The sequence below is a fragment of the Humibacter sp. genome (genome assembly GCF_035547335.1).
Taxonomy (GTDB): domain Bacteria; phylum Actinomycetota; class Actinomycetes; order Actinomycetales; family Microbacteriaceae; genus Humibacter.
Map to the genome: position 1 here is coordinate 1 of NZ_DASZVF010000041.1, position 15805 is coordinate 15805.

Below are 15805 nucleotides of genomic sequence, written 5' to 3' on the forward strand. Positions count from 1 at the left end.
CCGAGCCGGGCGCCGGCCCAGAGGTCCACGCCCGAGTCCACGGCGTGCTCGTCGATGGCGGCGAGCTCGTCGTCGGTGAAGTCGAGGTGGTCCAGCGCCGCGAGGTTCTGCTCGAGCTGGTCCAGGCTGCTCGCGCCGATCACGAGCGAGGTCACCCGTGGGTCGCGGAGCGCCCAGGCGAGCGCGAGCTGCGCCAGGGTCTGGCCCCGGTCCTCTGCGATGGCCGCGAGCGAACGGATGCGGTTCAGCGCCGCCTCGGACAGCAACTCGTCGGACAGCGACGACCCTTCGGCCGCGCGTGAGCCGGCCGGGATGCCGTTGAGATACTTGCCGGTCAGCATGCCCTGTGCCAGCGCCGTGAAGCCGATGACGCCGACGCCGAGCTCCTCGGTGGCCTCGAGCAGGCCCTCGGTCTCGATCCAGCGGTTGAGCATCGAGTACGACGGCTGGTGGATGAGAAGCGGGGTGCCGAGGTCGGCGAGGATCGCGGCCGCCTTGCGCGTGTCATCCGCGCTGTACGACGAGATGCCGACATAGAGCGCTTTGCCGCTGCGCACGGCGGTGTCCAGCGCGCCCATGGTCTCTTCGAGCGGCGTCGAGGGGTCGGGACGGTGGGAGTAGAAGATGTCGACGTAGTCGACGCCCATGCGCTTCAGCGACTGGTCGAGGCTCGCGAGCATGTACTTGCGGCTGCCGCCTCCCTGGCCGTACGGTCCCGGCCACATGTCCCAGCCGGCCTTCGTGGACAGCACGAGCTCGTCGCGGTACGGGAGCAGGTCTTCGCGCAGGATCCGGCCGAAGTTCGTCTCGGCAGATCCGTAGGGCGGGCCATAGTTGTTCGCCAGATCGAAGTGCGTGATGCCGAGGTCGAACGCGCGGCGCACTATCGCCCGTTGCGTCTCGAGCGGCCGGTCATCGCCGAAGTTGTGCCACAGGCCGAGGGACAGCGCCGGCAGGTCGAGGCCGCTGTTCCCCGTGCGGCGGTACAGCATCCGGTCGTATCGGTCGTCGCGTGCGACGTAGGTCATGAGGGTGTCTCCCGTCCTCCGCCTCGGTGTGGCAGCCAGCCTGGTGCTGCGGGCCGGGGCATGGTGCTCATCGGCTGTTCGTGTGTCTGTTCTCGTGTCGGCGCCGCACGGCGCGTGCTCAGCGGGTCTTCGCGGCGGCCTTCACGGCCTTCTTGGTCTCGCGCACCCGGGCCAGCGACTCGGCGTCGACGATGTCGGCCACGGAGCAGTGCGAGCCCGGCTCGCCGTACTCGCCTGCAGCCTCTCTCCAGCCTGCGCCGTCGTATCCGTACTGCTTGCCGAGCAGCGCCAAGAAGATGCGCGCCTTCTGATCGCCGAAGCCGGGAAGCGTTCTGAGCCGCTTCAGCACCTCCGGCCCGTCGGGGTCGCCCTCCGTCCAGATCGCGGCGGCGTCGCCACCCCAGTCCGAGACGATCGCGCGGCACACGGCCTGGATGCGAGTGGCCATCGAGCCCGGGAACCGGTGCACGGCAGGCGGCGTCGAACACAGGGCGGCGAAGGCGTCGGGATCCACCTCGGCGATCGCCTCGGCATCCAGCCCGCCCATGCGATCGCGGATCTTGGCGGGACCGCTGAACGCGGTCTCCATGGCGACCTGCTGGTCGAGCAGCATGCCGAGGAGCAGAGCGAGCGGGGTCGTTGAGAGCAGTTCATCGGCGCCATCATCGCCGGTGATGTGCAGCGTGCCGGTCATGCCGCCATCATTCCACGACGGGTCGCTGCTCTTCCTCGTCGAGCCCGCTTCCGTTCGCTGCTCTTCCCTGCGCCTCCGCCCTGCGCGCCTGCTGCCTCGCTCACCAGGCTTCGCCGCTCCCCAGACTCCGCGGCGCGATACTCCAGCCCTGCGGCCCGCGCCGTGCACGAACTGTTGACGGCCGCGCCGGCGCCGGATTGCATGGAAGCTACCGTCGCCGGGCAATGCGGCCCGCGACGCCTCTTCGATCCCAGGAGGTACGGATGGTCGAGCGCATCACCGTGACGGAGTTCCACGAGGCAGTCCCCGGCACCACCTGGCACCTTGTCTACGGCGGGGCCACGGCCTGCTTCGCCACCGGCTCGTTCGCGAACGGGGTTGAGCTCGTGCGCGCGATCGGCGAGCTGGCGGATGCCGCCGGCCACCATCCCGACGTCGACCTGCGTGAGGCGGCCGTCACGGTCCGACTCCAGACTCGCGAGGTGGCGGGGCTCAGCAACCTGGATGCCGCGCTCGCCGTGCAGATCGAGGATGCCGCGCGGCGGCTCGGCATCCTGCCCGATCCGACCAGCGTGCACGCGGTGCAGGTGGCGATCGATGCCATGGACATCCCGGCCGTTCTGCCGTTCTGGCAGGCCGTGCTCGGCTACGACCGGCGGGACGACGTCGTGCTCGTCGATCCCCGCCGCATCGGTCCGACCGTGTGGTTCCAGCAGATGGATGCGCCGCGACCGCAGCGCAATCGCATCCACATCGACCTCGCCCTGCCTCGTGATCAGGCCGAGGCGCGCATCGCGGCAGCGGTGGCGGCGGGCGGTCGGATCGCGAACGACGACAACGCGCCGCACTGGTGGACGCTCGCCGACGCCGAAGGCAACGAGATCGACGTGGCCCCGTGGGTCGACGACACGGTGTGGGACGACGAGGACTAGCACGTTTTTCGCATATCACCCGTCCGGGTGGTGGTGCGTTCGGCCTCGGCGACACATGCTGGAGTCATGAGCGAGACAGGCGAGAACACGTCGCAGACCGAGTCGAGCGGCCCGAAGGTCGTCGTCGGCGTCGACGGATCCGAGCAGTCCATCGCCGCTCTGCGGCAGGGCGATCGGCTGGCGCGGCTGCTCGGTGCGCGCATCGAAGCCGTGACGACGTGGAGCTACCCGGTCTCGCTGTCCCCGTACGCCATGTCCGCCGAGCCGTCGTTCGAGGAGATCGCCAGACAGACGCTGGACGAGGCGGTGAAGGATGCCTATGGCACCGACATCCCGCCGCTCCTGACCACCGTCGTGCAGTACGGGCATCCTGCGCAGGTGCTGGTGGAGCGGAGCACGGGGGCGGAGATGCTCGTGCTCGGATCGCGCGGACGCGGCGGTTTCGCCGGCCTGCTGCTCGGCTCGGTGAGCGCGGAGTGCGCGGCGCACGCGAACAGGCCTGTGCTCATCGTGCGGTGAGGGCCGGCGTGTGGCGCTAGGCGGCGTGCGCGTCGACGGCGTTCCCTGCGAACCGCGCCGCGCCGCCCGATAGAGTTCGGCACATGCCGGGTCGTATCACCATCAGCGACGTGGCGCGAGCCGCCGGCGTGAGCAAGGGTGCGGCATCCAACGCGCTGAACGACCAGCCCGGGGTGTCGGAAGCGACTCGGCAGCGCGTCAAGGAAGCGGCGGTCCGACTCGGCTGGTCACCGAATCGGGTGGCGCGCGCGCTCTCCGGATCGCGGAGCGATTCGATCGGCTGGGCGATCGTCCGCAGTGCCAAGACCCCGGCGATCGACCCGTACTTCACCCAGTTGTTCTCGGGCATCGAGCTCGAGCTCGAAGAGACCGACCTCTCGCTGGTCGCGAAACTGGTGAGCGACCGAGAAGCGGAGGCCGATCTCTACCGGCGGTGGGCAGCCGAACGTCGAGTGGGCGGTGTTCTCGTGACCGACGTGGATGCGACCGAGACGCGCTTCGACGAGTTGCGTGCACTCGAGCTGCCGTTCGCGGCGTTCCGCAGCACGGTCGCGGGCGAGGATGCCATGCGAGCCGAGTTGCGGACCGCAACGCTCCCCGTCGGCCCTCCGACGGCGAGCGTCTGGTTCCGGGAGACCGAGACGGTCTCCGCGCTCCTGGATCACGCGCTCGAGCACGGTCACCGTCGGATCGGCTGGATCAGCGGCGACCCCGGGAAGGCCGCTGTGGTGCTCCGGGAGCGAGCCGTCGAGTCCTGGGCCCGCCGAAATCAGGCCAAGGTGGTCACCCTCTACACGGACTACGGCCCCGGCGCCGGTGCGGAAGCCGCGCTGCGAACGATCGAAGCGGCATCCCCACCGACCTTCATAGTCTTCGACAGCGACATCATGGCCCTCGCCGGCCTGTCGGCCCTCGCGGGTGCCGGGCGCCGCGTTCCCCAGGACATCTCGATCGCGTCGTTCATCGATTCCGAGCTGTGCGAGGCGGCACTGCCCGCGATCACGGCGCTGGCGCATCCGGTCGTGGAGTACGGGCGGGCGCTGACCCGTCGCTTGATCGAGGCCGTCGGCTCGGCGGGAGCGGATGTCTGGCTTCCGGTGCCCACGCTGGTCGAGCGCGCGAGCGTGGGTCCCGCCGCGGCGTAGTGCGCGAGCGCGAACCGCGCGCGGCTGGGCCGCACGCGACGGAGCGAAGCGCTCGGGTGCGGCCTGCGACCGCGGTCGGGTGCGAGCGAACTTCAGAAAAAGAACCGGTTTAGCGATTGACTACTAAACCGGTTCTGTACTACCGTCGCCGTGACCCACCGTGACATCCGCGCCGATGAGGCGCTCACCCGCGAAAGCACCGAACGAAGGAGTTCAAGATGCAGGTGCACGAACCCGGCCGCGTGAGCAGACGCGGATTCCTGACCATGAGCGGTGCGGCCGCCATCACGTTCGGCCTGGCCGCCTGCTCGTCGGCGCCATCCGGTTCCGGTTCCACGACCGGCACGCTGAAGTTCTGGGACATGGTGTGGGGAACGGGCAACACCTACACGTCGGAGGCGAAGAAGATCGCGGGCTCGTATCGACCCTCCGGGTCGAATCTGGGCGTGAAGTATCAGTCGGTACCATGGGCCAACTGGAACCAGGTGTTCACGTCCGCAGCGGCATCCAAGACCACGCCGGCGGTCGCCTCAGGAGCAGCTTTCCTGCCGTTCTACCTTCTCGACCAGGGTTCCGTCGTGCCGGCGGATGGGCTGGTGAAGCGGCTCGACCGCAACGGCACGAACGACTTCCTCCCCGGCGTGCTCGACCAGATGAAGACGTCGAAGGGATACGCCGCCGTTCCGTGGTCGATGGACCTGCGCGTGCTGTGGGTACGCAAGTCGCTGCTGGAGAAGGCCGGCGCAGAGATCCCCACCGACTGGGACTCGTTCATCAAGGCGGGACAGGCGCTGCAGAAGATCGGTGTGGTCGGTCTCGGCCTCGCCGCGGGCAGCACGACGACGGATGCGCAGCACACCGTCTCCGCTCTCATGATCAACAACGGCGGTGGCATGTTCGACGCCGACGGCAACCTGGACTGCGTGACGGACCGCAACATCGAGACGCTGGACTTCCTCGGTGAGTGTGTCGCCAAGGGGATCATCGACCCGCATGCCATCAGCTACACCAACACGAACCTGGCGAACGACTGGACGAACGGGCACGTGGGAATGGGGTTCAACCAGACCGGGCTCGACAAGACGTTCCGCCCCGACGAGCAGTCCGATGTCGAGGTCATCAGCCCGATCAAGGCCGCTCACGGCGACACCGGAACGGTCTACTACATCAACCCGCTGATGATGTTCTCGACCACGCCGTCGCAGGAGTCGTCAGAGGCGTTCCTCGCCTGGTACCTGGACCAGATCCACCAGTACTGGACGAGCGGCGTCGAAACGGATCTACCCGTGAAGAAGAGCATCACCGACCTGCCGATCATCCAGAACAACAAGAACCTGGTCAAGTCGGTGAGCGAGTGGCAGCCGATCGGCAAGACGATCGGCGCGCGGACCGACCACGCGTTCGCTGCGCTGAACACGGTCGACGGCGGCTCGGCGACCGCGACGTTCGTGCAGGAGATCATCCAGGGCGGCCGTTCGTCGAAGCAGCTTCTCGAGACGTTGCAGACGTCGCTCGAGAGCGTCATCAAGAAGAAGAAGTAGTCGGGGCGCGAACGAGTGATGGATGCCGAAACCTTCGTCGCGCGGCGCGCGGCGCGGATCGCCGAGCTCGCCGACCTCGTGCTGCCGGCCGACGACTGGCCTTCGGCATCGCAGGCGGGCGCTGCGCGGTTCCTGGCCGGGATGCTCGCGGACCGGCCGGACTGGATTCCACGACTCGAAGCGCTGATCGAGGCGCAGACGCCGACGTCGCATCCGGAGTGGCCGTGGTTCGCGGATCTGGTGAGCGGCGGCTATTACGCAGAACCCCGCAACGGAGGCAACACGGGCGCCGCCTCGTGGCGGATGATCGGGTGGCGTCCCGAGCCCGTCGGAGGATGGCCGTCCGCCGTGTCGGTGAGCGATCGGCGGGCAGGGCTCATCTCTCCCGGCGAGCTCGCCGATCGATACGACGTGATCGTCGTCGGCTCCGGTGCGGGAGGCGGCATCGCGGCGGCCGAGCTGTCGGCCGCGGGGCGCCGTGTGCTCGTCGTCGAGGGCGGATCGTGGCCGGATACGGCTGAACTCGCCTCTGACCACATCAGGAACCCACGATCGGACTGGGGCGTCGCTCCCCTGAGCGGGCCGGATGCTCACGGGCATCCGCGCGTTCTGCGGAACGCAACCGGCGACCACGTCGTGCAGCCGACGGATGCCGGATGGGGCAACAACGCGTTCACCGTGGGCGGTGGAACCCGGGTGTACGGCGCGCAGGCCTGGCGGTTCTCGCCGACCGACTTCCGGATGGCCAGCACGTACGGCGTTCCGGAGGGCAGCGCGCTCGCCGACTGGCCGTTCGGCTATGACGAGCTGGAGCCGTACTACCTCAGAGCCGAATGGGACGTGGGGGTGAGTGGATCAGACGTGCCGATGCCGAACGCCGGCCCTCGATCCGGCCCGTACCCGATGCCGCCGTTGCCGGGAGGCGTCTCGAACACGGTGCTCGCCCGCGGCGCCGCCGCGCTCGGTCTTCCCACCGTCGCGCCGCCGCTGCTCATCAATTCCCAGCCGTATCTCGGTCGTGCCGCGTGCGTGCAGTGCGCCATGTGCGTCGGATTCGCCTGTCCCGTCGACGCCAAGAACGGGAGTCAGAACACCACACTGGCCCGTGCGGTCGGCACCGGGAACTGCTCGATCGTCATCCGGACGAGGGCGCAGCGACTGCTCACCGACACGGCGGGCAGGGTCGTCGGCGTTCGGGTGGCCGGACGTGGGGATACCGGTGTGTGGACCAGGGACCTCCATGCCGAGCAGATCGTCGTCGCGGCCGGCGCCATCGAGAGCGCCCGCCTGTTGCTGAACAGCACGTCCGAGAAGGAGCCGATGGGGGTCGGCAACAACAGCGACCAGGTCGGCAGACACCTCCAGGGACACACCTATGGCGGCGCGACCGGGGTGTTCGACGACGACGTCGTCGACCTGCTCGGACCCGGACCCTCGATCGCCACGACCGCGTACCAGCACGGCAACGACGGCATCATCGGCGGCGGGATGATCGCCAACGAGTTCGTGCCGACGCCGTCGAACACGTACCGCTACCTCGTCTCCGGCGGATTCATCCCGCCGTTCGGCGCCGAGTCGAAGGCGGGGATGCGACGGCTCGCCAACCGGATGATGCGCATCATGGGCCCGGTGCAGGAGCTGACCAGCCGCGAGTCCCGCGTGACGGTCGACGCGTCGGTCACCGACGACCTCGGTACGCCCGTCGCCCGCCTGAGCGGCCATGTGCACGAGGAGGACTACCGGGCGCGCGACTTCCTGGCCGCCCGGGCCGCCGACTGGCTAACGGCATCCGGAGCCTCCGCCGTCGCCGTGATCGGACGCGGACGCAACGACCGGGCGCCCAGTTCCGGGCAGCACCAGGCCGGCACGTGCCGCATGGGTTCCGACCCGGCGACGAGTGTCGTGGATCCCTATGGGCGCGTGTGGGGGCATCCGAATGTGCATGTGGTCGACGCCTCCGTGCACGTGACGAACGGCGGCGTGAACCCCGTGCTGACGGTCATGGCCAACGCGTACCGCACGATGGATGCGATGCTCCGGGAGGCCTGACGAACCCGCGGAGGCGAGGCGGCCGCCCTAGGCTCTAAGCATGGCCACGGTGATCCTCATCCGTCACGGACGCACCGCGGCCAACGCGGCAGGCGTGCTGGTCGGACGGGCCGCTGGCGTCGGGCTCGACGACGTGGGACGCGCGCAGGCCGAGCGCACGGCCGACCGACTGGCGGCGGTTCGCCTGGTGGGCGTCGTGTCCAGCCCGCTGGAGCGGTGCCGCGAGACCTCCCGCATGGTGCTGGAGCGCCAGTCCGGTTCGCCGTCGTTCTCCGTCGAGCACGGCCTCACCGAGTGCGACTACGGGCAGTGGCAGGGCCGCAAGCTGCAGGAGCTGGCGCGCGAGAAGCTGTGGGCGCACGTACAGGCGAACCCGGCATCCGTGGTCTTCCCGGGCGGCGAGTCCATGGCGGCGATGCAGGCCAGGGCGGTCGCGGCCGTGCGGCGGCACGACGCGGCGATCACCGCAGAGCACGGCGCCAAGGCGGTGTGGGCGGCCGTGAGTCACGGCGACGTGATCAAGTCGGTGCTCGCCGACGCGTTCGGCATGCACCTCGACCTGTTCCAGCGCATCAGCGTCGGCCCGGCATCCGTCTCGATCGTGCACTACGGAGCAGGCAACCCGCGCGTGATCGCGACCAATACGGATGCCGGCGACCTGTCGTGGTTGCGCGACGGCGTGGTCGACTCGGATGCACCCCTCGGGGGAGGAGCAGGCACGGGCGGCACCGAGGCTCACGGCCGCTCCGAGGCTGACGGCGGCGCTGAGGTTTACGGCGGCTCGGATCGCCCGACGAGCCAGAGGACGCCCTCTTAAGCTTGACGGCATGCCCACCGTCGTCCACGACTTCGATTGGCCGGACCGTGTGCTCGTCGGCACGATAGGCGAGCCGGGTTCCCGCGCGTTCTATCTTCAGGTCAGGCAGGGCAGACGCGTGGTGAGCGTGCTCCTCGAGAAAGAGCAGTCCGCTCTGCTCGCCATGCACATGGACCGCATGCTCGACGAGCTCATGCAGGAGGGCAACCCGTACCGCATCCCGTCCGACGCGCCTGCCGAGCTCATCGACACCGAGCCGCTCGAACCGGTCGACGAGCAGTTCCGCACCGGCACGATCGGGCTCGGCTGGGATCCGACGACGTCGCAGCTGGTCGTGCAGGCGTACTCCGATGTCGAGCTCGACGAGGACCCGGATTCCGAGGAGGAGCAGCCGGAGGAGGCGCTCGTCATCAGGATGCCCGTCGGCACCGCCCGCGCATTCGTGCGCTCGACCCGTGACATCGTGGCCTCAGGGCGGCCGTTGTGTCCGGTCTGCGGCCAGCCCATCGATCCCGGCGGCCACGTGTGCTCGATGCCCGGCGGTCTGTGAGCCGCCCGTGACCGCGCAGCCGATCGGCGAGGTGGAGGTCGTCGCGCGCATCCCTGCCGCGTCGAACGAGACGTTCCTGGCATCCATCGACGGCCTGCCCGTGGTGTACAAGCCGCGTGAGGGCGAGAAGCCACTATGGGACTTCCCGGACTGCGATCTCGCGGATCGCGAGGTCGCCGCCTACGTCGTCTCCGAGCACCTGGGCTGGAACATCGTGCCGCCCACCTGGCTGGGCGAGGGCCCGTTCGGCCCCGGGATGCTGCAGCTGTGGCAGCAGGTCGACACCACGCACGACGCGGTCGACGTGGTGCCGCTTGACGCCGTGCCGGACAGCGGGTGGTGCACGGTGTTCGAGGGACCCGGCGAGGATGACCGCCCCGTCGCGCTCGTGCACGAGGACTCGGCGGCGCTGCGCAAGATGGCCGTCTTCGACGCGATGGTGAACAACGCGGACCGCAAGGGCGGCCACGTGCTGGCGATGCCGGACGGACACAGGTTCGGAGTGGACCACGGCCTCACGTTCCACACCGAGCACAAGCTGCGCACGGTGCTCTGGGGCTGGATCGGCGAGCCGCTGAGCACGGAGGAGGCCGACGGCGTTGGGCGGGTGCTCGCATCCCTCGACGGCGAGCTCGGCCGACGGCTCGACCCGCTGCTCACTCCGGACGAGCTCGAAGCGTTCGGCGAACGGTGCAGGCGCCTGCTGGCCACGCGGAGGTTCCCTGAGCCGAGCGGATGGATGCCGGCCACCCCGTGGCCCCTGTTCTGACGCCGTTCCGTTCGCCAGCCACCTCGGCACGCCGCGACACACCGTAGGCGATCGCCCACCTCTGGTGAGGACGGGTCGCTGCTCAGGCTCGACTGATGTCTATCCCGCGTCCTTGTGCGCAGGGTAGAAGGGGAGACCGGCCGGGTGTCAGGCACGCGGCACGCCACGGCAGCGCGCGTGCCCGCGTCCTCAGTCCTCTCGCGCGGCGGCGGCCTCGATCGTTCCCGCCGCACCGGCGGAGCGTCGCACGGCGGCACGGATGCCGGCACCGACGAGCGCCGCCAGCACGACCGCGGCCATGACGTTGACGGCGAAGAACCCGCCGAGGGCGAGCACGGGCCCCGCCAGTGCGCCGAGCGCGGCAGCACCGAAGTTCATGGACGCATCGACGCCGCCCTGGAGCGGAACCCGGATGTGCGCCGGCACCGATTCGACCAGCATCGCCGACCCGCCGATGAGGCACGCCGACCAGCCGAGGCCGAGGAGCAGCAGGGCGACCATGAGGCGCGGCATCGCGGAATGCCCGCTCGCGCCATCCCAGGCGCCGAGCGCGAACGAGCAGACGAAGAGGGCGGCGCCGAGCCACGCGACGGTCTGCGGGCTCGTCTTGTCGGTCAGCCAGCCGAACACGGGGCTCGCCGCGTACATCCCGACGATGTGCACGCTGATGACGATGCCCACGATCTCCAGCGACATCCCGTCGTTGTTCATGCTCACGGGCGTCATGACCATCACGGCCGTCATCATCATCTGGCCGGCGACGATGCAGGCGATGGCGAAGACCGCCTGCGGTGCTCTGAGGGCGAGATGCAGCGCGGAGAGCGCGCCGACTGACGGCGCGTCGGCGGGAGCGGGGTCGTTGCCGGGACGGTGACCGGCAAGGGGGCGGATGCCGAGGGTCACCACGGCAGCGAGCACGAAGCCGACCAGCGAGAACAGGTAGGGGCCGCTCAGCGGCATCAGACCGAACGCTGTGCCGACGGCGGCGCCGGGAGCCGAGAGGTTCGGTCCGGCGATGGATCCGACGGTGGTCGCCCACAGCACGATGGACATCGATCGTGCTTCCGCGCCGGGGCGCGAGAACTCCATGGCGGCATACCGGGACTGCAGGTTGGTCGCTGTGCCGGAGCCGAAGAGCACCATGGCGACCAGGTAGAGCCAGAACTGGTCCGTCGCTGCCGCGATGAGAATGAGCACCGCTCCGACGGCGGCCGTCGTGAAGCCGAGCGTCAGCGACCAGCGGCGTCCGTGCCGAACCGCGAGCCGCGCCAGAGGGATGGCCATGAGCCCCGCGCCCACGATGCTCGCGGTCTGCGCGAACCCGGCGACGCCCATCACCCCGGAGAGCTTCTCGGCGAGCACGCCGCCGACCGCGACGCCCGAGGCGATGCCCACGCCGCACAGCAGCTGCGCGGCCACCAGCCGCATCCGGTTCGCGAACGTCGGGTCGTGCACGGCCCTCGACGGTGTCGTCGCGGGCTGCGTCACCGGCGTCTCACGGCGTCGGCCATCTGCACGACCGCCTGTTCGATGATGGGCCGCGGCGTCGCGAAGATGAACCGCATGAACCCCACGCCTGCGTCACCGCAGGCGGATCCGTCCGTCATCACCACGCCGGCGCGCTCGCGGAAGAAGTCTGCGGGCGCGACTTCGAGTTCGAGTGCGCGGGCATCCAACCATCCGATGTACGTGCCTTCGGGAGCGGTATAGCCGATCTCGGGCAGGTGCTCGGCGAGCAGCTCGCCCAGAAGTCTCCGGTTGCCGTCGAGGTAGTCGAGCGTCTCGGCCAGCCATTCGCCGCCGTGCGAGTACGCGGCAGTGTTCGCGATGACGCCGGGGTTGCTGGCGCCGTGGCTCGCCATGAACCCGACGCGCTCCCAGACCGCGGCATCCTGGTCGTTGCTGATGATGATCTGCGCGCACTTCAGCCCAGGCAGGTTCCACGCCTTCGACGCGCTGGTCGACGTGACGGTGTGAGAAGCGGCGACCGCCGACACGCTCGCATACGGGATGTGCTTGCCGCCCGGGTACACGAGCGGCGCGTGGATCTCGTCGGAGAAGACCCGGCCCCCGTTGCGCTCGACGACCTCGCACACGGCGAGGAGCTCGTCTCTGGTGAACACGCGGCCGAGCGGGTTGTACGGGTTGCACAGGATCAGCAGGCCGCCGCCGTCACGGAACGCCCTGTCGATGCCGTCGAGGTCGAACTCGTACCGATCGTCGCGCACGAGCATCGGCACCTGGATGACCTCGCGGCCGAGCGTCGGCGGCACGGAGAGGAACGGCATGTACGCGGGCGTGGGCAGCACGATCTTCGACCCGGGGGCGGAGAAGTGCTCGATGGTGACCTCGAGCCCCTTGATCACGTCGGGGATCGGATGCACGCGATCGGCGGGCACCTTCCAGCCGTAGTGCGACTCCTGCCATGCCGCACACGCCTCTGACATCGCATCCGATGCCGCCGTTGGCAGGTAGCCGAAGAGGCCGTCGTCCACCGTGTCGTGGAGCGCCTTTGTGATCGCGGGTGCACATCCGAAGTCCGCCTCGGCCACGAACGCGCCGATCTTGCCGGGGAACATCGACCACTTCAGGCTGCCGATCTCGCGCAGCCGCTCCTGGGCGATCGTGTCGTAGGGGTGGGTGTCGGTCATCACGCTTCCTTTCCGATCGGCAGGGGCTCGTCGTCGGACTCGTCCTCGTCGGCGATCTCGTTCAAGTAGTTGTAGATGGTGAATCGGGTGACTCCGAGCGTGGTCGCGATCATGTCGATCGCGTCGCGCAGATGGAACATGCCGCGGTCCTTGAGGTCGCGCACCACGGCAACCTTGTGCCGCTTCTGCATCAGTTCGACGGGCACATCCACGTTCGACACGGCCTGCCGGATGAGGTGCGCGGCCAGCTGATCGACGTCGGTCACGAACACCTCGGGGTCCGCGCTCTCGGCAGCGGGTGCAGCATCGATCCTCGACTCGCCCTTCGGCTTCGCCGGGTGGCGGACGCCGGTGACCTCGAGCATGGACGCCGCGATGTCCTGCACCGACTCCCAGACCGACAGGTCGGAGTTCAGGCAGAGCGCGGCGACCGGCTGACCGGTCACATCCCGGATGATCATGGTCGACGACCGGATGCGCCTCCCGTCCGCCAAGTGGGTCTCGTACCCCACGTTGTAGTCCTCCGAGAGCTCATTGAGCTTCTTCAGCAGCAGATCGGTCGCGGGGTCGCCGACTCTGCGCCCGGTCACCTCGCCGTGGATCGCCACGATCGAGTTCGGCAGCTTGCTCAGGTCGTGCAGCACGACCTCGGTCGACGGCGGCAGCGATCTGCCCAGCGGTTCGACGAGCGCGGAGAACACCGCGATCAGGCGCTCTCCGTCGACCGTCGGACGGATGTCCGGAGCGATGCCGGCGGGCGCCGTCACCTTGGGACGCTTATCGGCCATGTGACTGGTCTCTTTCTGTCGGGGACCGTGACGCATCGTGTGCGCGATCCACCACGAGCATGGGGCAAACACCCGACGAAGTCAACGAAGCGTGGACGGCATCAACAAATCATTGACAAAACCGAAGGAATGTGTGGAGATTGCACAAGATGTTGAAGCACTCGATGGGCCGTTGACATCGTCGTCGGCCCGATCCCGCAGAGTCGCGGGCTGATCGCGAAACGGAGAGTGACATGAATGCCCCCTCAGCCGGAACGCTGAACAAGGAGACCCTGAACCAGGAGAACCTGAAGAGAACGATCACGACGCCGCAGGCGCTGGGTATCTCTTTCCACCAGATAGTCGGCGGCGGAGTCGTCTCGCTGACCGGCGTGGCCATCGCGATGACCGGGGGCGGCGTGCCGATCGCCTTCATCGTCGCGGCCATCGCCATCCTGATCGTGTCGGTGCCGATCGCCACGCTCGGGGCTTCGATGCCCGTGGTCGGCGGCACCTACACGTACGCGACGAAGCTCGTGCATCCCATCATGGGCTTCGTCAATCTGTGGTTCTTCATCATCCAGATGGCGAGCCTCAGCCTGTACGGACTGGCCGCAGGCAGCTACCTGAACAGTCTCAATCCGTGGTTCGACCCGACGGTCGTGTGCGTCGCGCTGATCTCGATCTTCTTCGTCGCGAACCTGATGGGCGCGTCGTTCTCGGCCCGGATCGGCATCGTGCTCGCGGGCATCATGCTTCTCGCGTTCGGATGCTTCATCGTGATGGGCCTGCTCAACGTGCACTGGACAGCGTATCCGCCGGTGATCCCGAACGGAACGCTCAAGCTGCTGCAGGCCGCCGCGCTGCTCACCTTCGCGACCGGCGGCGGCACGGTCGTGGCCGAGCTCGGCCGTGAGATGAAGAAGCCCGGCCGCACGATCCCGACGGCCGTCATCGGGGGCACCGTCTTCGCCGCCGTGATGTACGTGCTCATAGCGCTACCCGCTGCCGGCGTCCTCCCCATCGCGAAGGTGGCGGGAGAGCCGCTGTCGGTGGTCGCCAAGACGTTCATGCCGCCGTGGATGTGGTACTTCTTCATCCTCGGCGGCGCCGTGGTCGCCGTCATCGGCACCATGAACGCGCAGATGCTCTGGGGATCCAAGAGCGCGCTCGCCGCCGTGGACGACGGCTGGTTCCCGAAGCGAGTGGGAGCGGTGAACAAGCGGTTCGGCACCCCGCACTGGCTGCTGTGCATGATGTTCGTGATCGGCATCGTTCCCGCCGTCGCCCACATCGACATCAGCGTGATCGGAAGCGTCGGCAGCCTGATCGGACAGATCACGTTCGTGATCGTGATCCTCGCCTCGATCCGCATGCGGTATCTCTTCCCGGAGCGGTACGCGCAGTCGCCGTTCAAACTGCCGCTCTGGCTGCACTGGGTGTTCACGATCGTCGGCATCGCCGTCTGCGGCTACCAGTTCTACCTCCTCACCGACGGCGTCACCGTGGTGGTGTGGGCGGCTCTCGGGGTGTGGGTTCTGCTCGGGGTGGTGGTGTTCGCGTTCCGGTACCGGCATGCGCGAGCGGTCCAGCTCGACCGCCTGGCGCGCGGTGACACGGTGACCGGCAGCACACGCACCATCGACGGCGTCGTCGGCGCGGAGCGCGAGGTCATCAGCCTGGATGCCACGGGGCTGCCCAAGGTGGGCTTCGGCGAGAACGGCGAGCTTCCGACTCTCAGCAGGGAGGGCGAATGGTCCACCCGCGCAGACGAATCCAGCCGGATGAACGAGGCAGGCCGCATGAACCGGTCGAGCCGGATGAACGAAAGGGAGGTCTGAGATGACCGAGCCGTACGCCGAGCACTACCACGACCCGCGCGACAAGCAGTTCGCCCGTCAGCTGCGGCGGAGCGCGCCGGGCACGTTCGCGGCGCTGACCGCGTTCGACGATGCCGCGCTCCGTCGGGACGACATGGCGATCCCGCGCAAATACACGGAGTTGATGGCGCTGGCCGTCGCGCTGACCACGCAGTGCGTCTACTGCATCGAGGCGCACACGAAGGCAGCTGCCGCACAGGGTGCGAGTGAGGAGGAGATCTCCGAGACGGTGTTCATCGCGGCCGCGCTGCGAGCAGGCGGTGCCATCGCGCACGGCTTCCAGGCGATGAAGCACTACCTGCGAGAGACGGGCGAGCACTAGGGCGAGCGGCGCGGTGTCTGCCGGCTCGCCGGAGCGCGCCTCAGAGATTGGACGACATAGTCCAGTTCGCCTAGACTGGGATCGTACGGCGAGCGGTGTCGCCCTGGAGCCGGCGGTCTGACCGCGCTCGGCACACGGCAC

General features: G+C 68.7%; 15 protein-coding genes. 10 read left to right on the plus strand and 5 right to left on the minus strand.

Annotated elements, in window-relative coordinates; all coding sequences use genetic code 11:
• Both mgrA and VHB92_RS08600 read right to left on the minus strand, forming a co-directional pair.
• A partial coding sequence (mgrA, locus tag VHB92_RS08595; RefSeq protein ID WP_325453333.1) for an L-glyceraldehyde 3-phosphate reductase occupies positions 1-1028 on the minus strand: 1028 nt, incomplete at its 3' end.
• Positions 1029-1146: 118 nt separating this feature from the next.
• Positions 1147-1722: an HhH-GPD-type base excision DNA repair protein gene (locus VHB92_RS08600; RefSeq protein WP_325453335.1), complete on the minus strand. Its 576-nt coding sequence runs from the start codon at positions 1720-1722 to the stop codon at positions 1147-1149.
• A gap of 263 nt (positions 1723-1985) precedes the next feature.
• Between VHB92_RS08600 and VHB92_RS08605 the strand changes: the two genes are divergently transcribed.
• From VHB92_RS08605 to VHB92_RS08640, 8 genes are all read left to right on the plus strand, one after another.
• The gene (locus tag VHB92_RS08605; protein ID WP_325453337.1) at positions 1986-2654 is read left to right on the plus strand and encodes a VOC family protein; all 669 of its coding nucleotides are present in this window, start codon (positions 1986-1988) and stop codon (positions 2652-2654) included.
• Between the two features lie 66 nt (positions 2655-2720).
• Entirely contained in the window at positions 2721-3173 is a 453-nt protein-coding gene (locus VHB92_RS08610) for a universal stress protein (protein WP_325453339.1), read from the plus strand.
• Positions 3174-3256: 83 nt separating this feature from the next.
• Positions 3257-4318: a LacI family DNA-binding transcriptional regulator gene (locus tag VHB92_RS08615; protein ID WP_325453341.1), complete on the plus strand. Its 1062-nt coding sequence runs from the start codon at positions 3257-3259 to the stop codon at positions 4316-4318.
• A gap of 218 nt (positions 4319-4536) precedes the next feature.
• A complete protein-coding gene (locus VHB92_RS08620) occupies positions 4537-5859 on the plus strand; it encodes an ABC transporter substrate-binding protein (RefSeq protein ID WP_325453342.1) in 1323 nt (440 codons plus the stop codon).
• An 18-nt stretch (positions 5860-5877) separates the two neighbouring features.
• Complete coding sequence (locus tag VHB92_RS08625; protein ID WP_325453343.1) at positions 5878-7908, plus strand: GMC oxidoreductase; 2031 nt, start codon at positions 5878-5880, stop codon at positions 7906-7908.
• A gap of 40 nt (positions 7909-7948) precedes the next feature.
• Complete coding sequence (locus VHB92_RS08630; RefSeq protein ID WP_325453344.1) at positions 7949-8725, plus strand: MSMEG_4193 family putative phosphomutase; 777 nt, start codon at positions 7949-7951, stop codon at positions 8723-8725.
• Between the two features lie 10 nt (positions 8726-8735).
• Complete coding sequence (locus tag VHB92_RS08635) at positions 8736-9275, plus strand: DUF3090 domain-containing protein (RefSeq protein WP_325453345.1); 540 nt, start codon at positions 8736-8738, stop codon at positions 9273-9275.
• A gap of 7 nt (positions 9276-9282) precedes the next feature.
• A complete protein-coding gene (locus VHB92_RS08640) occupies positions 9283-10044 on the plus strand; it encodes an SCO1664 family protein (RefSeq protein ID WP_325453346.1) in 762 nt (253 codons plus the stop codon).
• Between the two features lie 189 nt (positions 10045-10233).
• Here VHB92_RS08640 and VHB92_RS08645 read toward each other — a convergent pair whose 3' ends face one another.
• From VHB92_RS08645 to VHB92_RS08655, 3 genes are read right to left on the minus strand one after another with little or no spacing between them, the layout of a single operon-like run.
• Positions 10234-11532, minus strand: coding sequence for an MFS transporter (locus VHB92_RS08645; RefSeq protein WP_325453347.1), 1299 nt, complete (start codon positions 11530-11532; stop codon positions 10234-10236).
• On the minus strand, positions 11529-12695 hold the full coding sequence (locus VHB92_RS08650; RefSeq protein ID WP_325453348.1) for a MalY/PatB family protein: 1167 nt from the start codon (positions 12693-12695) through the stop codon (positions 11529-11531). Before VHB92_RS08650 ends, VHB92_RS08645 begins: the two co-directional genes overlap by 4 nt.
• Positions 12695-13483 (minus strand): helix-turn-helix transcriptional regulator, encoded by a 789-nt coding sequence (locus VHB92_RS08655; RefSeq protein WP_325453349.1) that lies wholly within the window; start codon positions 13481-13483, stop codon positions 12695-12697. The genes VHB92_RS08650 and VHB92_RS08655 overlap by 1 nt, the downstream gene beginning before the upstream one ends.
• 233 nt (positions 13484-13716) lie before the next feature.
• Here VHB92_RS08655 and VHB92_RS08660 point away from each other — a divergent pair, with 233 nt between their 5' ends.
• Positions 13717-15303 (plus strand): APC family permease, encoded by a 1587-nt coding sequence (locus VHB92_RS08660; RefSeq protein ID WP_325453350.1) that lies wholly within the window; start codon positions 13717-13719, stop codon positions 15301-15303.
• 1 nt (position 15304) lies between these two features.
• Positions 15305-15664 (plus strand): carboxymuconolactone decarboxylase family protein, encoded by a 360-nt coding sequence (locus VHB92_RS08665; RefSeq protein WP_325453351.1) that lies wholly within the window; start codon positions 15305-15307, stop codon positions 15662-15664.
• Positions 15665-15805 lie beyond the last annotated feature (141 nt).